This window comes from Streptomyces sp. NPDC059499 (assembly GCF_042749285.1).
Classification (GTDB): Bacteria; Actinomycetota; Actinomycetes; order Streptomycetales; family Streptomycetaceae; genus Streptomyces.
Genome location: NZ_JBHYTT010000020.1, coordinates 94,251 through 115,414, shown reverse-complemented (window position 1 = coordinate 115,414; position 21,164 = coordinate 94,251). Strand labels below are relative to the sequence as shown.

The 21,164-nt window shown below is 71.8% G+C and carries 20 protein-coding genes; 14 read left to right on the top strand and 6 right to left on the bottom strand.

All coding sequences use genetic code 11. From position 1 onward, the window contains the following. The first annotated feature begins 58 nt into the window (after positions 1-58). The 4 genes from ACFW9O_RS32680 (at position 59) to ACFW9O_RS32665 (ending at position 3,940) form a co-directional block, all read left to right on the top strand. Complete coding sequence (locus tag ACFW9O_RS32680; protein WP_384614422.1) at positions 59-1,003, top strand: NADP-dependent oxidoreductase; 945 nt, start codon at positions 59-61, stop codon at positions 1,001-1,003. A gap of 202 nt (positions 1,004-1,205) precedes the next feature. Next, complete coding sequence (locus ACFW9O_RS32675) at positions 1,206-2,786, top strand: amidohydrolase (RefSeq protein ID WP_384614381.1); 1,581 nt, start codon at positions 1,206-1,208, stop codon at positions 2,784-2,786. Then, positions 2,783-3,010: a hypothetical protein gene (locus ACFW9O_RS32670; protein ID WP_384614379.1), complete on the top strand. Its 228-nt coding sequence runs from the start codon at positions 2,783-2,785 to the stop codon at positions 3,008-3,010. The genes ACFW9O_RS32675 and ACFW9O_RS32670 overlap by 4 nt, the downstream gene beginning before the upstream one ends. Before the next feature lie 90 nt (positions 3,011-3,100). Then, positions 3,101-3,940, top strand: a complete 840-nt coding sequence (locus tag ACFW9O_RS32665) for an alpha/beta fold hydrolase (RefSeq protein ID WP_384614377.1) — start codon at positions 3,101-3,103, stop codon at positions 3,938-3,940. Between the two features lie 18 nt (positions 3,941-3,958). On the opposite strand, the gene ACFW9O_RS32660 is transcribed toward ACFW9O_RS32665, so the two are convergent. The 5 genes from ACFW9O_RS32660 to ACFW9O_RS32640 all read right to left on the bottom strand — a co-directional run bounded on the left by ACFW9O_RS32660 (position 3,959) and on the right by ACFW9O_RS32640 (position 9,142). Further along, a complete protein-coding gene (locus ACFW9O_RS32660) occupies positions 3,959-4,498 on the bottom strand; it encodes a MarR family winged helix-turn-helix transcriptional regulator (protein ID WP_384614375.1) in 540 nt (179 codons plus the stop codon). A gap of 99 nt (positions 4,499-4,597) precedes the next feature. Beyond that, positions 4,598-5,227: an SRPBCC family protein gene (locus ACFW9O_RS32655; protein ID WP_384614373.1), complete on the bottom strand. Its 630-nt coding sequence runs from the start codon at positions 5,225-5,227 to the stop codon at positions 4,598-4,600. A gap of 116 nt (positions 5,228-5,343) precedes the next feature. Continuing rightward, positions 5,344-7,731 carry a xanthine dehydrogenase family protein molybdopterin-binding subunit gene (locus ACFW9O_RS32650; protein WP_384614371.1) on the bottom strand — a complete coding sequence of 796 codons (2,388 nt, stop codon included), beginning with the start codon at positions 7,729-7,731 and terminating at the stop codon, positions 5,344-5,346. Positions 7,732-7,736: 5 nt separating this feature from the next. Continuing rightward, positions 7,737-8,273: a (2Fe-2S)-binding protein gene (locus ACFW9O_RS32645; protein WP_384614370.1), complete on the bottom strand. Its 537-nt coding sequence runs from the start codon at positions 8,271-8,273 to the stop codon at positions 7,737-7,739. Continuing rightward, positions 8,273-9,142, bottom strand: coding sequence for an FAD binding domain-containing protein (locus ACFW9O_RS32640; RefSeq protein ID WP_384614368.1), 870 nt, complete (start codon positions 9,140-9,142; stop codon positions 8,273-8,275). Before ACFW9O_RS32640 ends, ACFW9O_RS32645 begins: the two co-directional genes overlap by 1 nt. Positions 9,143-9,298: 156 nt before the next feature. Between ACFW9O_RS32640 and ACFW9O_RS32635 the strand changes: the two genes are divergently transcribed. Both ACFW9O_RS32635 and ACFW9O_RS32630 read left to right on the top strand, forming a co-directional pair. Further along, positions 9,299-10,390, top strand: coding sequence for an XdhC family protein (locus ACFW9O_RS32635; protein WP_384614366.1), 1,092 nt, complete (start codon positions 9,299-9,301; stop codon positions 10,388-10,390). Positions 10,391-10,438: 48 nt separating this feature from the next. Continuing rightward, on the top strand, positions 10,439-11,644 hold the full coding sequence (locus ACFW9O_RS32630) for a TetR family transcriptional regulator (RefSeq protein WP_384614364.1): 1,206 nt from the start codon (positions 10,439-10,441) through the stop codon (positions 11,642-11,644). A gap of 45 nt (positions 11,645-11,689) precedes the next feature. Here the strand turns inward: ACFW9O_RS32630 and ACFW9O_RS32625 are convergent, their stop codons facing one another. Then, positions 11,690-13,054, bottom strand: coding sequence for an MFS transporter (locus ACFW9O_RS32625; protein WP_384614362.1), 1,365 nt, complete (start codon positions 13,052-13,054; stop codon positions 11,690-11,692). A 291-nt stretch (positions 13,055-13,345) separates the two neighbouring features. Between ACFW9O_RS32625 and ACFW9O_RS32620 the strand changes: the two genes are divergently transcribed. Genes ACFW9O_RS32620 through ACFW9O_RS32585 form a run of 8 tightly spaced genes read left to right on the top strand, consistent with a single transcriptional unit; the run spans position 13,346 to position 21,132 of the window. After that, a complete protein-coding gene (locus ACFW9O_RS32620) occupies positions 13,346-14,830 on the top strand; it encodes an aldehyde dehydrogenase (protein ID WP_351181260.1) in 1,485 nt (494 codons plus the stop codon). A gap of 42 nt (positions 14,831-14,872) precedes the next feature. Next, positions 14,873-15,817, top strand: a complete 945-nt coding sequence (locus tag ACFW9O_RS32615; protein ID WP_351181257.1) for a VOC family protein — start codon at positions 14,873-14,875, stop codon at positions 15,815-15,817. Further along, entirely contained in the window at positions 15,814-16,611 is a 798-nt protein-coding gene (locus ACFW9O_RS32610) for an aspartate dehydrogenase domain-containing protein (protein WP_384614360.1), read from the top strand. The genes ACFW9O_RS32615 and ACFW9O_RS32610 overlap by 4 nt, the downstream gene beginning before the upstream one ends. Further along, positions 16,608-17,408: an alpha/beta fold hydrolase gene (locus tag ACFW9O_RS32605; RefSeq protein WP_384614358.1), complete on the top strand. Its 801-nt coding sequence runs from the start codon at positions 16,608-16,610 to the stop codon at positions 17,406-17,408. Before ACFW9O_RS32610 ends, ACFW9O_RS32605 begins: the two co-directional genes overlap by 4 nt. Positions 17,409-17,419: 11 nt before the next feature. Continuing rightward, a complete protein-coding gene (locus ACFW9O_RS32600; RefSeq protein WP_053930186.1) occupies positions 17,420-17,941 on the top strand; it encodes a cupin domain-containing protein in 522 nt (173 codons plus the stop codon). Continuing rightward, entirely contained in the window at positions 17,934-18,689 is a 756-nt protein-coding gene (locus tag ACFW9O_RS32595; RefSeq protein WP_384614356.1) for an SDR family oxidoreductase, read from the top strand. Before ACFW9O_RS32600 ends, ACFW9O_RS32595 begins: the two co-directional genes overlap by 8 nt. 19 nt (positions 18,690-18,708) lie before the next feature. Next, entirely contained in the window at positions 18,709-19,497 is a 789-nt protein-coding gene (locus ACFW9O_RS32590) for an SDR family oxidoreductase (protein WP_384614354.1), read from the top strand. A 9-nt stretch (positions 19,498-19,506) separates the two neighbouring features. Continuing rightward, positions 19,507-21,132, top strand: coding sequence for a thiamine pyrophosphate-binding protein (locus tag ACFW9O_RS32585; protein ID WP_384614352.1), 1,626 nt, complete (start codon positions 19,507-19,509; stop codon positions 21,130-21,132). Positions 21,133-21,164 lie beyond the last annotated feature (32 nt).

The window sequence follows — 21,164 nt, the reverse complement described above, 5'->3', positions numbered from 1 at the left end:
CGATGCTGGACGTATGAGTCACAGCACAGCGCACAGCGTCGTCCCGGCCGCAGCCACCATGCGCGCCATCAGCCAGAACACCTACGGAACCCCGGATGTCCTCGAGGAGGTCCGCCTGCCACGGCCCGTCCCCGGGCCGAGCCAGATTCTGGTGGCCGTCCGCGCGGCCGGCGTCAACCCCACCGACTGGAAGCACCGGGAGGGCGGCCTCTTCCTCGACCGGCTGCCGCTCGTGCTCGGCTGGGACGTCTCCGGGACCGTCGAGGCCGTCGGCTTCGGCGTCACCCTCTTCAAGCCCGGTGACGAGGTCTTCGGGATGCTTCCGTACCCGTACGGACTCGGCTCCCACGCCGAGTACGTGAGCGGGCCGGCGCGTGCCTTCGCCCACAAGCCCGCCGGTATCGACCACATCCAGGCCGGGGCCCTCCCGCTCGCCGCTCTCACCGCGTACCAGGCACTCGTCGACACCGCAGGGGTCCGTGCCGGGCAGCGGGTCCTCGTCCACGCGGCCGCCGGCGGTGTCGGCCACCTCGCCGTCCAGATCGCCAAGGCCCGCGGCGCCCACGTCATCGGCACCGCGAGCGGTGCCAAGCACGACTTCGTGCGCTCGCTCGGCGCGGACGAGGTGATCGACTACCGCAGTGTCGACTTCGCCGAGGTGGTCCAGGACGTCGACATCGTCCTCGACCCGCTGTCCGGGGACACCCGCGCCCGTTCCCTCGGAGTCCTGCGCCCCGGCGGCATCCTCGTCTCCCTTCTGCCGGGGACCGACCCGGGCGAGGCAGCCCGGGCGGCCGAGCTGGGAGTACGTGTCGAATCCCTCCTCGTGGAGGCGGACCGGGCCGGCATGGAGGCGATCGCGGACCTCGTGGAAGCGGGATCCCTGCGCGCCCACACAGAGGCGGTCTTCCCGCTCGCCGAGGCGGCGAAGGCCCACGCCCTCGGAGAGACCGGCCGGACCACCGGCAAGATCGTGCTGGTCGTCGGACCCCAGGACGCCTGACCGGGCGGCGCGGCCGTGGCGGACCGGTGTCCGGCCACGGCCGCGCGACCGGTCCACCCCGTCGACAGGGCGCCCGGATCAGGTTAGCGTTACCTAAGTTCCGACCGGTCGCCCGCCATCCGAGCGGCGGACAGCCCTGCCCAAGTGCCGGGCACGGACGACGAGATGGCCAGGACCTGCGACGACCGGTGACTGACTGCCCATGCTCTGTACGAGGCTGACGAACGCGCACATCCTCACCATGGACCCGGGCCGCCCCGTCGCCCATGAACTGGGCATCTGGCACGGCCTGATCGTCGGACTCGACGACGAGGTGGCCGCCCTCCCCGCACGTGAGGTCGTCGATCTCCAGGGCGCCACCGTGCTGCCCGGGTTCATCGACAGTCACGTACACCTGGCATGGACCGGGCTCAGGGCGAGCACGCCCAGTGTCGCCCCGTGCGAGCGGGTCGAGGATGTCCTCGCCGTCGTGGCGGAGGCCGTCTCGCGGACACCTGCGCCCGGCGCCTGGGTCGACATCGCCGGGTACGACCAACGGGCCCTGGGACGCCACCTGACCGCTGCGGAACTGGACCGGGTCAGCCAGGGACGCAAGGTCTTCCTGATGCACGACTCCGGACACGCCTGCGTGGTCAACAGCGCGGTCCTGGAGCTCCTTCCGGCCGGAGTGCCGCAGCAGGACGGCTTCCTGGCGGAGAGCGCCATGACCGCCGCCCGGAGACTGCGCCTGCCGTACTCCCAGGAGGAGCTCGCCGACGCGATCGAGTACGCGGCCCGCGGCTGTCTCGCCGAGGGCATCACCGCGTGCGCGGAGGCGGGCATCGGTGGCGGCCTCCTGGGCAACAGCCCCGTCGAAGCCGGGGCGTACCAACTCCTGCGGGAACAGGGCCGGCTGCCCCTGAGGGTTCAGCTCATGGCCGCGGGAGACACCCTGCGGCCACGCGCCGCGCACCGCGACGACGGCATTCCGCGGGCCCTGGACCTGGGCCTGCGCACCGGGTTCGGCGACGACTGGCTCTCGCTCGGCGCGCTCAAGATCTACACCGACGGCGGCATGATGGCGCGCACCGCGGCGCTCACCTCCCCGTACGAGGGCATGACCCACACCGGGCAGCTCCAGGACGACCCCGACCGCCTCACGGAGCTCATCGTGGACGGCCACCTCGCCGGCTGGCAGCTCGCCGTCCACGCCATCGGCGACCGTGCCGCCGACCTGGCGCTGGACGCGCTGGAGCGGGCGCAACGGCTGAGACCCCGGCCGGACGCGCGCCACCGCGTCGAGCACGCCGGGCTGATCAGGCCCGACCAACTGCCGCGCTTCGCCCGTCTCGGGGTGAGCGCCGTGATCCAGCCCAACTTCCTGCGCTACTTCGGCGACGACTACGCGGCCGTCATGGGGGAGGAGCGGGCGGCATGGATGTACCGGGGCCGGGGATTCCTCGACCACGGCGTCACGCTGGTGGGCAGCTCCGACCGGCCCGTGACGGACGGGTCGCCACTGCGCGCGATCCAGTTCATGGTCGAGCGGGCCTCCGTCTCCGGCCTGTTGATCGGACCGGACGAGGGCATCACCGTCGACGAGGCCCTGCGCGCCTACACCGTCGCCGGTGCCCACGCCTGCCGGTGGGACGACAGCGCCGGCACCCTCACCCCGGGCAGACGGGCCGACCTCGTGGTGCTCGGGGACGATCCGAGGCGCGTCGACCCTTCGCGGATCGCAGACATCGAGGTCGTGGTCACGTACGTGGCCGGCCGTGACACCAAGGAGACGGGAAAGCCGTGAGTGAGCGAACGGAAGCGCCCGAACGGTGGGCAGGGCTGTGGCAGACGCCGGAGCCCACCGCCCGGTGGGTCATCTGGAACACGGACGGGACGAGCATGGTCTTCGACAGGGAGCTCAACATGCCTGCCGAGGTGGCCGACTCGGACCTGCGTGAGGTCCTGCGCAGAATGCGCGCGGCGGGTGCACCGGAGGACGACGAGTACCCGGGCCGTGCGTGCGCCTAGCGTGCGCCCGCCTCGCCCCGCACGCCCGCGTTCGCCGACCGCCGGGATATCCGTTTGCTCCGCCCGTACGCCGCTGGCAGTCTCCTGACCATGACTGTCTTCACCGCGTACGACGGGACCAAGCTTGCCTACCATGCTTTCGGAGCGGGCGCCCCGGTGCTCTGCCTTCCCGGCGGACCGATGCAGGACTCCGCGTACCTCGGAAACCTCGGGGGCCTCGCCGCGCACCGACAACTGATCATGCTGGACCTGCGCGGAACCGGGCAGTCGGCCGCACCCGAGGACGTCTCCTCCTACCGCTGCGACCGGCTCGTCGACGACGTCGAATCCCTGCGCGTCCACCTGGGTCTCGACACGGTGGACGTCCTCGCACACTCGGCCGGCGCCAATCTGGCCGCGCTGTACGCGGAGCGCCACCCGGAGCGCGTCGGCAGGCTCGCGCTGATCGCGCCGAGCGTCATGGCCGTCGGCATCACGGTCACGGGGGAACTCCGGCGCCGGACGGCACGGCTCCGCCAGGACGAGCCGTGGTTCCCCGAGGCGTTCGCCGCCCTGGAAGCCATCGTTGCCGGCAACGCGACCTCCGAAGCGTTCGAAGCCATCGCCCCGTTCTTCCACGGCCGCTGGGACGAAGCGGCCAGGGCGTTCCGGGCCGCGGAGGCCGGTCAGAAGAACGCGGAGGGGGCGGGTGCGTTCGCCGCCGAGGGCGCCTTCGATCCGGACACCACACGGGCGGCGCTCGCACGGTTCACCGCGCCGGTCCTCCTGCTGGCAGGAGAGGTCGACCTGAACTCCCCTCCGCCCGCGGTGACCGAGTTCGCCGGTCTGTTCCCGCACGCCGAGCTGGTCGTTCAGCCCGGGGCGGGGCACTTCCCGTGGCTCGACGATCCCGGCACGTTCGTGACCGCCACCGCCGCATTCCTTGGATGACGGACGCCGCACCTCTGATCACGCCGTGGCGTCGGCCGGCTCCTCGTCGGAATGGATGATCGAGACCTCGAGCTTGCGCAGCAGTCGCGCCAGCTGGCGGCACTCGGACGGCGAGAGCCCGCTGAGCATCCGGCGTTCGTTGTCGAGGTGCTCCGAGAACACGGTGTCCACCGTCGACAGACCCTTGTCGGTCAGACGGGAGTAGACGACCCGGCGATCGTCGGCGTCCCGCTCGCGGACGATGAGACCGTCCTTCTCCAGGCGGTCGATCCGCAACGTCACTCCCGCCGATGACACCAGCCCGGTGTCCGCGAGCTGTCCGGCCGTCAGCCGGTAGGGAGCTCCGGACCGACGCAGAGCGGTCAGCACGTCGAAGCCGGCCACGGAGAGGCCGTGACGCTCGATCGATGCGGTGAGCCTGGTGCTGTAGCGGAGGAACGAACGGTGGAGGCGCGCGAGGACCTCGAGCGGACTGGTGTCCAGCTCGGGGCGTTCGCGCGCCCAGTCCTCGATCACGTTCGCGACGGCGTCCCGGTCCACCGGCTTCGATGCAGCCATGCCCATCCCCTCGTACAGCGCCCGCCAGGTTCTCACGGCACTGAGAATCTTACCGCTGAGGCGATGGGCCGGACCGGGGGAGGGGCCGCGCAGCCCGAATCACCTGCGCGAACGTCGCCTCAGCAGCTGGATCACGACGACGGTGACCAGCACGGCCGCCGTCGGTACGGCCGCCTTCCTGAGCAGCACGGGCAGCACCGCCGCTCCCAGGTCCACCGCCTCCGGCTCGGGCGAGAGGTGGGCGGACGGCGCCGCACCCGTGGTCGCCGTGACGGAAGCGGAGCCCGCGGAGTCCCGCAGCAGCTCTTCGAGACGGGTGGCGAACTGCTGGACGATGCGGTCGCCGACCTCGGTCATGATGCCCCGGCCGAACTGCGCGGGACGGCCGGTGATGTCGAGGTCCGTACGTACGCGCACCCGGGTGCCGAGCGGGTCGGCGGCCAGCGTCGCGGTGACCGTGGCCGACGCGGTACCCGAGCCCCGGGTCTCGCTCCCGCTGAGGTCGAGGTGCATCGAACGGGCGGCCCCGTCGCGGCTGACGGTGCCCTCGCCGCGGTAACTCATCTGCACCGCACCGACCTTGACCTTGACCCGGCCGGTGAACGAGTCACCGTCGAGGGTGTCCAGCACGGCGCCGGGCATGCACGGTGCGACCCGGCCGAGGTCGAGGAAGAGCTTCCAGGCGTCGTCGGGACCCGCCGGGACGGTGAAGGAGTGGTCGAGCTGCATGGAGTGTCCAATCGGAGGAGCTGCCGGCCGGTGCCGGGATGAGGGAGGTCCGGCCGCGGGGGTCACGCGGATTCGTCCGCGGGCCGGATTCAGGAGCGGAAGGGGGTCGGGCGGGCTCAAGCGCCCTCGGCCGTCCGGATCAGGTCACGGACCCGGCTGGGAGAGAGCGGTCCTCGGCGTACGACCACACCGAAGGGGCGCAGCGCGTCCTCCACGGCACCGGCCAGCACCGCCTGCGGGGCGATCGCGCCGCCCTCGCCGAGACCCTTGACCCCGAGATCGTTCATGGGGCTGGGGGTGAAGGTCTCGTCCATGTCGAGGTCGGGTATCTCCGAGGACGTGGGCACCAGGTAGTCCATGTACGTGCCGGTGCGGGGCTGGCCGTCGGGGCCGTAGACCATCTCCTCGTACAGGGCGCCGCCGATCCCCTGAGCGATGCCGCCGGTGACCTGACCCTCCGCGATCATCGGGTTGACGATGTTGCCCGCGTCGTGGACGACGACATAGTGCAGGATCTCGATGCCGCCGGTACGCGCGTCGACCTCGACGACCGCCGCGTGCGCTCCGGCCGAGACCGCGAAGCCCGGTGGGCGGAAGTGCACCGTCTCGCTGATCTCGGTTCCGTACCGCCCGTCGGTGGGTTCGGGGGTGCCGGGCAGCGGGGCCCGCCCGGCCAGCTCCGCCAGACCGATGCAAGGGCCGCCCGGCTCCTTGGAGGCCACGACGCCGTCGCTGAGGCCGAGGCCGTCCGCGTCGACGCCGAGACGACGCGCCGCCGCCTCGACGATCTTCTCGCGGACCAGCCGGCCGGCCCGGTGGGTGGCGTTGCCCGCGTTGACCAGGGCCCGGCTGGCGATGGTGCCCACACCGAACGGGGTGGCCTCCGTGTCCCCGCCGACCACGTCGATGACGTCGAACGGCACCCCGATGGCGTCCGCGGCGATCTGTGCCATCGAGGTGCGGTGCCCCTGTCCCTGGGAGGGGGCGCCGATGGCGAGGCGCACCCTGCCGCTGGGGGCGACGTCGATCCGGGCGGTCTCGAACGGGCCGAGGCCGGTTGCCTCGATGTACATGGCGAATCCGATACCGACGTACTTGCCGCCCCGGGCACCTTCGCGCTGCCGTGCGCGTACCCCCTCGACATCGGCCTTGGCCACGGCGCGGCGCAGCAGCTCGGGATAGTCCCCCGAGTCGTACGTCTGCGGTCTGCCCGAGCGGTCCACGAGTCCGGTCGCGTACGGCATGGCGTCGGGCCCGACGAGATTGCGTGCCCGCAACTCCTCCGGTTCGATGCCCAGTTCCGCGGCCAGCCTGTCCATCGCGCGTTCCATGGCGAAGACCGTCTCCGGGCGTCCGGCTCCGCGGTAGGGCGTGGCGAACGTGGTGTTGGTGAGCACCCCGACCACGTCGATGTCCACGTGGGGGATGCGGTACGGGCCCAGCAGATGGCAGAGCGAGTTGTACGGCACGACGAGGCCGGTCATGTTGTAGGCGCCGAAGTTGACGGTGATCCGGTCCCGTACGGCGGTGATCAGGCCCTCGGAGTCCGCGGCGAGTTCGATGTGGTGGATCTGCTCACGGGCGTGGGAGGAAGCGGTGAGGTTCTCGTTGCGGTCCTCGCGCCACAGCACGGGGCGGCCGATGCGGCGGGCCGCATGGGGGACGATGAGCTCCTCGACGTAGAGGATGCCCTTCTGGCCGAAACCGCCGCCGACGTCGGCCGCGACGACGTGCACGGCCGCGGGTTCCAGTCCCAGGGTGTGGGCGATCGCGTCCCGCAGCCGGTGGGGCGTCTGGGTGCCCGACCAGACGTTCAGCCGGCCGCTGTACGGCTCCACCTGGGCGGAGATCGCGCGGGTCTCGATCGGTGAGGCGACGTACCGGTGGGCCTCGAACCGTTCGCTCACCACGGCGTGCGCGCGGGCGAACGCGGCGTCCGGGTCGCCGACACGGGCGGCGACGGTGACCGCCGTGTTGTCGGGCAGCTCCTCGTGCAGCAGCGGGGCGTCCGGGGTCAGGGCGAGCTCGGGGTCGACGAGTACCGCCAGCGGGGAGTAGCGCACGTCGACGAGTTCCAGGGCGTCCTCGGCGAGGTAGCGGTTCTCGGCGAAGACCACGGCGACGGGCTGGCCGACGTAGAGGACCTTGTCGGCGGCGAGCAGCGGCATGGGAGTCATGCGGACGACCGGGTCCAGGAGTTCGGCGAGCCCCGGAGGGGTGCGCAGTTCCTCCTTGTTCAGCATCGCCGGAAGGTCCGCCACGTCGTCGCCGGTCCACACGGCGACGACGCCGGGCGCGGCCAGCGCCGCGCTCACGTCGACGGAGTCGATGCGGGCGTGGGCGTGCGGACTGCGCAGGAACGCGGCCTCGACGGTGCCGGGCAGGGCGATGTCGTCGACGTAGCGGCCGTTGCCGCGCAGCAGCCGGTCGTCCTCGACGCGCGGGACGGAACGGCCGATCCAGCTGCCGTCGCCGTGCGGGTGCGGGTGGGAATCGTGGGACACGCGGGTCACTCCCCGAATCGCTCGTCGAGTGCCTGGCACACGGCACGTCGGATGTTGCGGTAGCCGGTGCACCGGCACAGATGCCCGCTGAGTGCGTCGGCGACCTGCTCCTTGTCCGGGCGCTCGGACTGCTCGGTGAGGGCGGTCGCCGTCATCACGAACCCGGGCGTGCAGAAGCCGCACTGCATGCCGTGGCACTCGTGGAAGGCCCGCTGTACGGGGGTGAGAGGCGCGTCGCCGGGGGCGAGGCCCTCGACCGTGCGGATCTCGGCGCCCCGGCACTGCACGGCCAGAATCAGGCAGGTACGGACCGGTTCGTCGTCGACGAGGACGGTGCAGGCTCCGCAGACCCCGTGCTCGCAGCCGACGTGCGTGCCGGTGAGACCGAGCCGGTCGCGCAGGAAGTCACTGAGGAGCAACCGGGACTCGACCTGGGCGGTGACCGGCCGGCCGTTGACGGTGAGGGTGATCTCGTGCCAGGCGGAGGGCTCGGCGAGCGGCGGCGGACCGGCCGTGAGCGGGGTGGGGACGGACGGGGTCATCAGCAGCGCTCCCAGGCGGTGGTGCAGGCGCGGACGAGGAGGTGGGCGGCGCCTTCGCGCCGGTACTCGGCGGTGGCATGGATGTCGTCGGAGGGGGCGAGCCCGGCCAGCGCGGCGTCGGCCGCGGCGGCGAGGGCCTGCCCGCCGGCATCGCTGCCGACGAGCGCGTCCTCGGCGGCGGCCAGCCGTACGGGGACGGGGGCCGCGCCGCTGAAGACCACACGGGCGGTCCGGACGGTGTCCGTCCCCGCGCTCCGGCCCAGAACCACCGCCACGCCGACGGTGGCGAAGTCGCCGTGTCTGCGGGTCAGTTCCTCGAACGCCCAGCCGTGATCCGCCGGGAGCGGAGGGAAGACGACCTCGGTGAGCAGTTCGTCCACCTCGACGGCGGTGGAGAAGGTCGCGACGAAGAAGTCCTCGGCGGTGACGGTGCGGGTTCCGCGCGGCCCGGTGATCACGAACCGGGCGTCCAGCGCGAGGGCCGCGGTGGGCAGCTCGGCGGCAGGGTCGTGGTGGGCGAGACTGCCGCACACGGTGCCGCGGTTGCGGATCTGCGGGTGGCCGATCTGCTCGATCGCGGCGGCCAGCAGCGGCCACCCGTCCCGTACCGCGGGGTCGGCGGCGGCGCGGGCCTGCCGCACGGCTGCCCCGATGCGGAGGTTGCCCTCCGCGTCGACGTGAAGACGCCCGAGCTCCGGGATGCGAGTGATGTCGACGAGCACCTCGGGTCTGGCGAGGCGCATGTTCAGCATGGGGATCAGGGACTGGCCGCCCGCCACGACCTTGGCTTCCCGCTCCTCGTCGGCGAGGAGGGCGACCGCCTCACCGACGGTGCTGGGGGCGGTGTAGTCGAAGGATGAGGGTTTCAACCTGCTGCCACCGGTCCTCTCTGGTCGTCGTCGCGCCGTTCCGTTCGACACGTACAGATCTATCTAGTACCTAAAATGATTTACACTAAAGTTTCTTCTTGGCAAGAGGCTGTCCGAGATTTCCCCGTTCGAGATTCCTAGTCCGAGGTGAGCGACATGCGGCACGTCATCGACCAGGCAGTCGCCTGGCAGCGCTCCGGCACCCGCTTCGCCATGGCGACCGTCCTGCGGACCTGGGGCTCGGCGCCGCACGCGCCGGGCGCGTCGATGCTGGTGTCCGAGGACGGCCGTATCGTCGGCAGCGTCTCCGGCGGCTGCGTCGAAGCCGCCGTCTGCGCGATCGCCGAGGAGGTGCTCGCGGGCGCCGCGCCGACCGTCGAGCGCTGGGGGGTCGGCGACGACGACGCCTTCGCGGTCGGTCTGACCTGTGGCGGCACCATCGAGGTGCTGATCCGCGAGGTGGGGCCCGAGGTGCCGCTCGGTCGTGTCGCCGCCGATCTGGCGGCCGGTGTGCCGGTCGCCCTGGTCACCCCCCTCGACGGCGGCGGACTGGCCGTCGGCGGGGGGACGGTGACCGGTTCCCTGGGTGACCCGGATGCGGACCGAGCTGCGGTCCTGGCCGCCGAGGGCATGCTGGGACGGGCCGCGAGTGGACTCGTGACCAGCGGAAACGCTGCGGCCGACGGCGCTGCCTGCGTGCCGGAGAGGGGGCTGCTGGTGCAGTCGTTCGCGCCGCGGCCGCGGCTGCTGATCTTCGGTGCGGCCGAGTTCGCCCGGCCCCTGGCAGGGATCGGCGCAGCGCTCGGACACCGCGTGACGGTCTGCGACGCCCGGCCCGCCTTCGCGGCGCCCGAGCGCTTTCCCGGCGCCGACGAGGTGGTGACCGACCGGCCCGAGCGCTGGTTCCGCACCCAGGAGCACCTGGTCGGCCCGGGGGCCGCGGTGATCGTGCTGACCCACGACCACCGCTTCGACGTACCGGTTCTCGCGCTCGCGCTGCGCAGCCGCGCCGGATACGTGGGCGCCATGGGCAGCCGCCGTACGCATCAGGACCGGCTCGAACGGCTGCGTGCGGCCGGCGCCACCGAGGCGGACATCGCACGGCTGCGGTCGCCGATCGGCCTGGATCTCGGCGGCCGGGGACCCGAGGAGACCGCCGTGTCGATCATGGCCGAGATCATCGCGGTCCGGCGTGGCGGCAGTGGACTGCCGCTCACCTCCCGTTCCGGTCCCGTACACATAGTGTGACGATTTTTGAACGACTGTTTTTATGAACACTCGTTTAATGTGAGGGATGTGGATCCAGAGAGCAAGGGCCGCCGACGAGCGGCCGGAAGTCCCGCCCCCGATGCCGGGCAGTCAGCGGCCGCGCCGCGCCGCCCCGGCTCCCACGACCCGGAAGGCAATCGCCGCGCGGTCCTCGATGCCGCTCGCCGACTGTTCGGCGCGCACGGCTACAAGGGTGTCGGCGTCCGGGCCATCGCGGCCGATGCGGGGGTGACGCCGGGCCTGGTGATGGCGTACTTCGGCACCAAGGACGGTCTGTTCCGCGAGGCGGTCGGGAGCGGAGCGGGTGTCACCGGCGATGTGCTCGGGGCCGACGCCGCGGGCGATCTGCCGGCAGCCCTTGCCCAGGCCTACCTGGACCGCTGGGACCGGCTGCCGGCTGACGACCCCTGGCCGGCGCTGATCCGCTCGGCGGTCAGCCACCCGCCCAGTGCCGAACTGCTGCGCACGATCCTGGACAAGCAGGTCGGCGAACCCCTCGCGCGGCTGCTCGGCGACACGGCCGAGGCGGAGGTGCGCATCGCCATGATCCGCAGCGTCCTCTTCGGCGTGATCATGGAACGCTACGTCTTCGCGCACGATCCGGCGGTGTCCGTCCCGACCGAGGACCTCGCCCCGGCGCTGACGGACGTGCTCACCACCGCCTTCGGTGACGCCGTCCGTCCCGCCCGCGGCCCGGAACGCCGCACCCAGGGTCCGGGCGAGGCCGCGTCCACCCGCTCCGGGAAGCCGGAAACCCGGCAGCCCTCGCCGACGCCCCCCGGCGCGGACGACTCCGCCCCGTCCCTGTTCGACAGGCTGAGCGAGTGCGCCCGGCGTCATCAGGAGCTCGTCGGCAGGACCGTCCGCGCGTACGGCATCAGTCTGCCCGCCTACGAGGTCCTGGCCACGCTGCGCGACGCGGGCGAGCCCTACCGCCGGACGATGGGCGAGGTGGCGGCCGCAGGCGCCGTCCGCGCGGGCGGCCTCACCCAGCACGCGGACCGTCTCGAGGCGGTCGGCCTGATCCGGCGGGAGCGCGACACCGATGACCGCCGGATCGTCCGGCTGTGCCTCACCCCGGAGGGTATCGCGCTGTCCGACCGGGTCTCTGCCGCACGGTCCGCCCAGGAGCACGAGCTGCTCGCCGGGCTCGTACCGGCAGACCGGCGCCGCCTGTCGGGGCTTCTCGGCGCGCTGGGGCACACGCTCGGGGCCGGTGTCCCGGAGCAGTGATCACTGCTCCGGGACACCGGCCCCTCACCCGGACTTCCGGAAGCGTCAGGAGTTGAGCTCCTCCAGTGTCCGGCCCTTGGTCTCGATGGCGAACCAGGCGATGCCCGCGCCCACCGCGGCCACTGCGGCGAGCTGTGCGAAGACGAGGCCCAGGCTGCCGCCGGCTCCGATGATCGCGCCCACGGTTATCGGGCCGAGAATGACGCCGAGCCGGTTCCACAGGCCGCCGAACGCCGCCCCCTTGGCCCGGTTGGCCGTCGGGTAGAGCTCGGGGGAGTACAGGTAGAGCCCCGCGTTGATCGCGTAGAGGAAGAACGTCGTGCACGAGGCGAAGACGGCGACCTGGGTGCCCGAGGTCGCGCCGAGTACGGCGAGCACGCCCAGCGAGAGCACGGTGCCGACGAGCGCGCCGATCAGGGCGGGCCTTCGGCCGATGCGGTCGACCAGCATGGCCATGATGAACGTGCCGAGCAGACCGGTGATGTTACTGACCAGAGTGAAGACGAGCGCGGTGGTCAGGTCCAGGTCGAACTGCTTCGTGTAGAGCGACGGCAGCCAGACCGAGATGCCGTGGTTCACGTAGTAGGCGACGAACCACAGGCCCGACAGGACCGCTGTGCGCCGCAGGTAGCGACCCTGGAACAGGTCGCGCAGGCGGCCCTGGGAGACCTCTTCCTGTACGTCGGCGGCGGGTGCGGGCAGCGGCTCGGCCGTGGCGCGGACGACCTCGGCCTCGATGCGGGCGATGGCCTCCTCCGCCTCCTGCGTACGTCCACGGGCCAGCAGCCAGCGCGGGGACTCGGCCACGTGGCGCGGAAGTACGGCGGCGATCAGCACCGGGAGAGTGCCGAGGAGGAACATCGCGCGCCAGCCGAAGTTGGGGACCACCCACACGGCGACCAGGGTGGCGGCCGCCAGTCCGGCAGGGAAGATCATCTCGTACAGCAGGACGAAGCGGCCCCGCTTGTCGGAGCGGGCGATCTCGTTGATGTACGTGGCCGCGACGGGCACGACACCGCCGATTCCGAGACCCTGGACGAACCGGAAGAGCGAGAAGGTCTCGATGCTGCCCGAGAACGCGACGGCGAGGCTGGCAAGACCGGTGATCGCGACGCCCAGGGCGACGGTGCGCACTCGGCCGATCCGGTCTCCGAGCCAGCCCGCGGCGATGGCGCCGAGGAGCATGCCGATCGAGGCGGAGGTCACGGCGAAGGTGGCCTGGCCGGTGGTCAGGTTCCATTCCTTCATCAGGACGGGCAGTGCGGAGGCGGCCAACAACTGGTCGAACGCCTCGAAGAACGTGACGGCGCCGATCAGGAAGCGGACTTTGACGTGCCAGCGTGATTGCGGCAGTCGTTCGAGTCTCGCGGCTATGGAGCCGAGGGCTGGCTTGCCGGCCACAGTCGTCATGGAGGGGTTCCTTCCGCGGGCAGAGCAGTTGCGGAGACAGTAGGTTCAAGTATCTAAGCGGTCAATGGTTAAGAGCTTAGGAATCTTGCTTCCGGCAACTTGGTGTTCATCATCGATGCCGTGGAGGGCGTGCTCAAGGCATGGAAGGCAACGATTTCGCCCTGGGCCCTTGCGGAAGAATAGTTAAGCGCTTAGATTTCTAGCACTTCGACGGTTCCGGGTGGTGGAACGCACCCCGTGCTCCCCACTCGCAGCCCAGCCCTTGCCCGCCCCCCGCCCGGAGGTACACCCGTGCCGCACATCCCCACCGACATCCTGATCGCGGGCCAGTGGCGACGCGGAGCGGGCGAGCTGCTCGACACCGTCGACCCGGCGACCGGCCGCGTCCTCGCCACCGTCCACACCGCGTCGGCCGACGAGGTCGACGAAGCGGCCGAAGCCGCTGCGAAGGCGGTCGCGGACCCGGCCTGGCGGGACCTGCTCGCCCACGAGCGCGCCCGGCTGCTGCACCGCATCGCCGAGCTGACCGAGCAGGCGGCGGACGACCTTGCCGCACTGCAGACCGCCGACACCGGCAAGACCCTCACCGAGACCCGCGCCCTCGCGCTCAGCGCGGCAGGCACCTTCCGCTACATCGCGGCAGCCCTGGAGAGCGCCGAGGACTCGGTCACGCCCTCCCGCGGCCCGTACGTCACGATGAGCGCGTACGAGCCGCTGGGAGTCGTCGGCGCGATCAACCCCTGGAACTCTCCTGTCGCCAGCGACGCGCAGAAGATCGCGCCCGCGCTCGCCGCAGGGAACGCGGTCCTGCTCAAGCCGGCTGCCTGGACGCCCCTCGTCTCCCTCGCCCTCGGCCGCCTGATCACCCAGGCACTCGAAGAGTTCCGCCTGCCCACCGCCCTGCTGTCGGTACTCCCGGGCAGCGGCCGGGTGGTCGGTGACGCCGTCGTGCGCCACCCCCTCGTCGCCCGCATCGGTTTCACCGGCGGTACGGAGACCGGCCGGTCCATCGCCACGCTCGCCGCCCGGAAGCTCATCCCCGTCTCCCTGGAGCTCGGCGGCAAGTCGCCGACGATCGTGCGCGCCGACGCCGACATCGAGCAGGCCCTGGCTGGCGTGATGTTCGGGATCTTCTCCTCCAGCGGGCAGTCCTGCATCGCCGGCTCCCGGCTCTTCGTGGCCCGGGAGATCTACGACTCCTTCGTCGGCGAACTGGTCGAGCGCGTCCGCAAGCTGCGCGTCGGACCCGGTACCGAACCGGGCACCCAGGTCGGCCCCCTGGTCCACCACAGCCACCGCGACTCCGTCGCCGCCTATGTGGACCTCGCCCGCTCCGAGGGCGCCCGGGTCCTGTGCGGAGGCGCGGCGCCCGAGGGCGAGCGGTACCAGGACGGCGCCTACTACCTGCCGACGGTCCTGGACGGACTGCCCAACACCTCGCGCACCTGCCAGGAGGAGATCTTCGGGCCCGTCCTGGTCGCCCTGCCCTACGACGACGAGGACGACCTGGTCCGCCAGGCCAACGACTCCATCTACGGGCTGGCCTGCGGAATCTGGACCCGAGACCTGCGAGCCGCCTGGCAGCTCGCCCGCCGGATCGAGGCCGGCACGGTCTGGATCAACACGTACAAGCAGTTCAGCGCCTCCACCCCGTTCAGCGGATGGAAGGACAGCGGCCTCGGAACGGAGAAGGGCCGCGACGCGATCCGCGCCTACCAGCGCCAGAAGTCCCTGTACTGGGGCACCTCCGGCCACCCGCTTCCCTGGGCCGGCTGACCCGGCACGCACCGACGCCCGCCCGCCCGTCTGGAGAGACTGATGCACCAACCACCCCCCGGCCCGATCGCCCGGCTCCGCTCACTGCGCTACGTCGAGCTGCACACCCCGGCCTTCACCGAGACCGCCGACTTCTACGAAGAGGTCTGGGGCCTGGAGACCGTCGAGTCCGACACCGGCGCCCGCTGGCTGCGCGGCACCGGCGACGAGCACCACGTCCTCCACCTGGCCGAGCGGGAGAAGGTCGGCCTCGGCCGCCTCTCGTTCGCCGTCGCGACCCCCGCCGAGGTCGACGAGGCCGCGCGGCGCCTCGACGCACGCGGCATCGTCCCCGTCTTCGGGCCCGGTCCGCTGCATCAGGCGGGCGGCGGCTACGGGCTGCGGTTCACCGACCCCGAGGGGCGTCTCATCGAGATCAGCGCCCAGGTCGAGGCCGTCGTCCCGCGCGGCCGGGACGGTGCCGTGCCCGTCGGGGTGACGCACGCCGTGCTCAACACCACCGACATCGACGCAGCCGTCACCTTCTACTGCGAGGTCCTGGGACTGCGCGTCTCCGACTGGTCCGAGCACCAGATGGCGTTCCTGCGCTGCAACGCGGACCACCACTGCATCGCCTTCAACCAGGCCGAGTGGACCTCGCTCAACCACGTGGCGTACGAGATGACCTCGGTCGACCACTTCATGCGCGGCCTCGGCCGGCTCCGCCACCACGGCATCACCCCCCAGTGGGGTCCCGGCCGGCACGGCCCCGGGAACAACACCTTCTCCTACTTCACCGACCCGTCCGGGCTGGTCTGCGAGTACACCTCCGAGGTCGCCCAGATCGTCGAGGACGCCTGGATCGCCCGGGTGTGGCGCCGGGTGCCCGACCTGTCGGACCTGTGGGGGACGGCGGGACCGCCGTCCAAGGAGATCCGCTGCCACATGGCGGGCGCGCCGGACCCCGGCCCGCTCGCTCCCCTCGACGCCCAGGAGGCCACCGCATGAGCACCGTACGCAAGGTCGGCATCGTCGGCTGGGGCGCGATCGGCCGTGTCGTCGGCACCGCCCTCGCCGAAGGCCGGGTGGGCGGCGCCGAGCTGGTGTGCGTCGTCGACAACCGCCCGCTCGGCGAAACCGCACCGGCGCCGCAGGCCACCTTCGAGGAGGCCCTGGGGACCTGCGACCTGATCGTCGAGGCCGCCGGCCAGGGCGTCGTACGGGAGTGGGGCGAGCGGGTGCTGGAGTCCGGCACCGATCTGCTGATCGCCTCCACCGGAGCGCTGACCGACGAGGACCTCGCGAAGCGCCTCCTCGCGGCGGGACCCGGCCGGGTGTACTTCACCGGCGGTGCCGTCGGCGGTCTCGACCTGCTTCAGGCGGCCCGCTCCCTGGGTCCGCTCGACGAGGTGCGCCTCACCACCACCAAGCTGCCCTCCACCCTCGAACAGCCCTGGATGGACGAAGAGTTGCTGGCCCGGATGCGGTCGGCGACCGGACCGGTCGTGGTCATGACGGGCACCGCCCGCGAGATCCCGGTCAAGTTCCCCAAATCGACGAACGTGGCAGCGTCCGTCGCCCTGGCCGTCGGCGACCTGGACACTGTGCGGGTCCAGGTCGTCGCCGACCCGGCGGCGCACCACACCCGCCATGTGATCGAGGCGTCCGGCGCACACGGGGCGTACCGCTTCGAGGTCGCCCACCTGCCCGACCCGGGCAATCCGGCCACCAGCCAGGTGGTGCCGTACGCGGTCCTGCGCAGCCTCGCCGCGCTCGCCGGACAAACGGGCCAGATCCTGTGAACGCCCCAGTCGACGTCACCTTCGACGTCCACGTCGAGGAAGCCGGTGACCGGGGCCCCCTCCTGCTGTGCCTCCACGGGATCGGCTCGTCGTCGGCGGCGTTCGCCCCTCAGCTCGCCGAACTCTCCTCGTACGTAAGGGTCGTGGCCTGGGACGCCCCCGGCTACGCCAAGTCGCCCGACCCGCAGGCCCCGCTCGGCCTGGACGACTACGCGGACGCGGCAGCCGCTCTCATCCGTGAGCGCGCCTCGACCGCGCACGTCCTCGGAGTGTCCTGGGGTGGTGTGATCGCGCTACGGCTCGCCGCCCGCCACCCCGAGCTCGTCGCCTCACTGATCGTCGCCGACTCCAGCGCGGGCTCCGGCACGGACGAGGCGAAGGCGAAGGGCATGCGGGCCCGGGCCACCGAGCTCGCCGAGCTCGGCCCGCGCGCCTTCGCCGAGGGACGCGGACCGCGGCTGGTGTCCGCGGACGCTCCCGACGAACTCGTGCGCCGGGTCGTGGACACGATGGCCGCCTCGGTACGGCTGCCGGGATACGGGTACGCCGCCGAGTCCATGGCCGCCGCCGACCTGCGCGCCGAACTCCCCTCGATCGCCGCCCCCACCCTCGTGCTGTGCGGCGAGCAGGACCGGGTCACCGGCATCGAAGCGAGCCAGTTCATCGCCGGAGCCATCCACAGGACCGCCTACGTGATCGTCAAGGACGCCGGTCACCTGGCCAACCAGGAGCAGCCGGGCCACTTCAACGCCTGGGTGCTCTCCCACCTCCGCATCACCGCATCCATCCCCGAATAGGAGCCTCCACCATGCCTCTGACCACCGACGCGTACGACAACGGCGACGACCTCTCGGCGTACACCGACTCCCTCATCGCCACCAAGGCCTCCCGGGTGGCCGACTTCGACACCCTGTCCTTCCAGGAGAAGGCCGGCGCGCAGTTCCGCCGCGGCCAGATCCGCTACGTCGGCTCGGGTGCCACCGGCAACCACGAGAGCGACAGCCGGATCCTCCCGTCCGGCGGGTTCACCTTCTCCAACATGCTGCTGCCGCCCGGCGCCGAGGGCCCGGCCCACACCCACCACGACGTCGAAGAGGCCTTCTTCGTCCTGGAGGGCGAGGTCAAGGTCGGCATCCACCGCGGGCCCGACGAGGCCGAGTACCGCACCCTCGGCTACCGCGACATGATCGTGGTCCCCGCCGGAGTGACCCGTTCGCTCAAGAACGAGGGCGACACCGACGCCCTGTTCTGCGTCGTCATCGGCACGCAGAAGCCGCAGGTGCCGACCTACCCCGAGTACTCGCCGATGCACGGCGTGACCCGTGGCTGACCAGCCCCCGGCCGACGCACGCACTGTCGTCGTCACCGGTGCGGGCCGTGGCCTGGGACTGGCCATGGCCCGCCGGGCCGGCACCGACGGCTTCCGGGTCGTCGTCGCCGAACTGGAACGGGAACGGGGCGAGCACGCCGTCGCCGAACTCCGCGCGGAGGGCATCGACGCCCGCTTCGTACGCTGCGACGTCGCCGACCCCGCCTCGGTGGCCGCGCTGGCCGCCGCCGTGCGCGAGATCGGCCCCGTGTACGGCCTGGTCAACAACGCGGCCCTCGCCAACGGTGTGGGCGGCAAGGAGTTCCAGGACATCGACATCGAGGTGTGGGACCGGCTGATGGCGGTCAACGCCCGCAGCCCCTGGCTGGTGGCGAAGGCCCTGTACCCGCTCTTCGCGAACCCGGCCAGGATCGTCAACATCGCCTCGGACGCCGTGCTGTACGGATCCCCCCGCCTCGCGCACTACATCGCCTCCAAGGGTGCGGTCATCGCACTCACCCGGGCGATGGCACGCGAACTCGGCGACAAGGGGATCACCGTGAACGCGGTCGCCCCCGGACTCACCGAGTGCGAGGCGACGGCGACCGTGCCCGCCGAACGGCACGACCTCTACCGCATGAACCGGGCCATCTCCCGGCCGCAGCAGCCGGACGACCTCACCGGGATCGTCTCCTTCCTGCTCGGCGAGGAATCCCGCTACCTGACCGGACAGGTGATCGCCGTCAACGGCGGATTCACCATGAACTGAACTGCAGGAGACACGAGTTATGGATCTGGGACTCGCCGACCGCACCATTGTGGTCACAGGCGGCAGCTCGGGCGTCGGCCTGGCCACGGTCCGCGCCCTCCTCGACGAGGGAGCCCGCGTCGCCACCTGCGGCCGTGACGCCGACCGGCTCGCCAAGGTGGCCGCCGACCTCGGCACCGGACACGACCGCCTCCTGACCGGAGTCTGCGACGTCCGCGACGCCGACGCCGTGCGCGACTTCGTCCGCCGCACAGCCGAGGAGTTCGGCGGCATCGACGGACTCGTCAACAACGCCGGACAGTCCCGGATGAAGGGGCTCGACGACTCCACCGCCGAGGACTGGCGCGACGAGCTGGAGCTGAAGTTCGCCGGGGTGCTCAACCCCCTGCAGGCCGCGCGCCCGCACCTCGCCGCCTCCGCCGCGGCGAGTGTCGTCAACATCAACGCGGTCCTCGCCAAGCAGCCCGAGCCCCGGCTGATCACGACGAGCGCCGCCCGGGCGGGCATCCTCAACCTCTCCAAGTCCCTGTCGGTCGAACTCGCCGCCGAGGGCATCCGGGTCAACTCCGTATGCCTCGGTCTCGTCGACACCGGTCAGTGGACGCGGCGCTACGCCGCCTCGGACTCCGGCAGGACGTACGAGGAGTGGCAGGCGGAACTCGCCGCCGACCGGGGCATAGCCCTCGGCCGGCTCGGCCGGGCCGAAGAGGTCGCGTACGCGGTTGTCACCCTGCTCTCGCCCCTCGCCTCGTACATCACCGGCACCAGCATCGACGTCTGCGGCGGCGTCGGCCGCTCCATCCTCTGAGGAGACACCATGCGTTACGACAACGGAGGCGATCTCCTCGTCGCCGTCCTTCGGGAACTCGGGATCGACACCGTCTTCGGCATCGTCAGCGTGCACAACCTGCCGCTCGTCGAGGCCGTCGACCGCGAACTGCGTTTCGTGCCCGTGCGGCACGAAGCGTCCGCCGTGAACGCCGCCGACGCCTACGGACGCGCCCGAGGCACGCTCGGCTGCGCACTGACCTCCACCGGCACGGGAGCCGGCAACGCGGCAGGATCGCTGATCGAATCACTCAGCGCGGGCAGTTCCGTCCTGCACATCACCGGCCAGGTGGAGAGCGAATTCCTCGGCAGCGGCCGCGGATTCATCCACGAGACCAAGGACCAGCTCGGCATGCTGAGGGCGGTCTCCGTCCACGCCGCGAGTGTGCCGGACGCCGAGCAGGCGGGCCGCATCCTGCGCGAGGCGGCCCGCGCGGCGCTCACCGCGCCGGGCGGACCGGCGAGTGTGGAGTGGCCGATCGACCTCCAGTTCGCGGCGCAGACCGACGAGCCCGAGGAGCTCCCCGCAGCCGTCGTACCGGCTCCCGCCGAGAGCGAACTGGCCGCCGCCGGCGCCCTTCTGGCATCCGCCCGACGCCCGCTGGTCTGGGCGGGCGGCGGCGCGGCAACCGCAGGCGGCGAGCTCGCCGGACTGCTGGAGGCGACCGGAGCGGGACTGCTGACCTCGAACTCCGGGCGCGGCGCCGTACCCGAGGACCACGAGCAGGTCATCGGCAACTTCGCCACCACCCCCGCGGTCCGCGCCCTGCTCGCCGACGCGGACGTGCTGCTCACCATCGGCACGCACTTCCGCTCGAACGAGACGGCCGACTACACGCTGGGACTTCCCGGGGCGCACATCCAGATCGACATCGACAAGGACGCGCTGGGCCGCGTGTACCCCGCCACCCACGCGCTGCACGGTGATGCCGCCGCCGCCCTGACCGCCCTGCTGCCGCACGCCCGGCCCGCGGAGAGCGGCTGGACGGACCGTGTCGGCGCCGTGCGCACCGAGGTGCGGGCCCTCCTGCACGACAACATCGGGCCCCAGGCCGCGATCTGCGACGCGATCCGCGCAGCGCTGCCCCGCGAGGCGGTCGTGGCACGCGACGTCACGATCCCCTCCAGCAGCTGGGGCAACCGGCTGCTGGAGATGTACGACCCGCGCGACAACGTCTTCCCGCGCGGCGGCGGCATCGGACAGGGACTCGGCATGGGCATCGGTGCGGCGCTCGCGCGGCCCGACGCACCCACGGTCGTCATCGCCGGCGACGGCGGGCTCGCCGTCCACCTCGGCGAACTCCTCACCCTCGCCCAGGAACGGCCCCGGCTGACCCTGATCGTCTTCAACGACGGCGGTTACGGAGTTCTGCGCAACATGCAGGACCGCTACAGCGAGCGCCGCTCCGGAGTGGACCTGGCCACTCCCGACTTCGAACTGCTGGCCCGCGCATGCGGGTTGCCGTACCTGCGGATCGCAGCCGAGGAGCACGCCGGCCCGGTGCTCGGGGAGGCCATCGCCTCCGGCGGGCCGACGCTCGTCGAGGTCGATCTGACCGCACTCGGACCGATGAAGGTCCCGTTCACCCCACCCGTGAGGATCCCGGGCCAGTAGCCCGGTCGCGCGTACTGCCGGTAAGGAGGCAA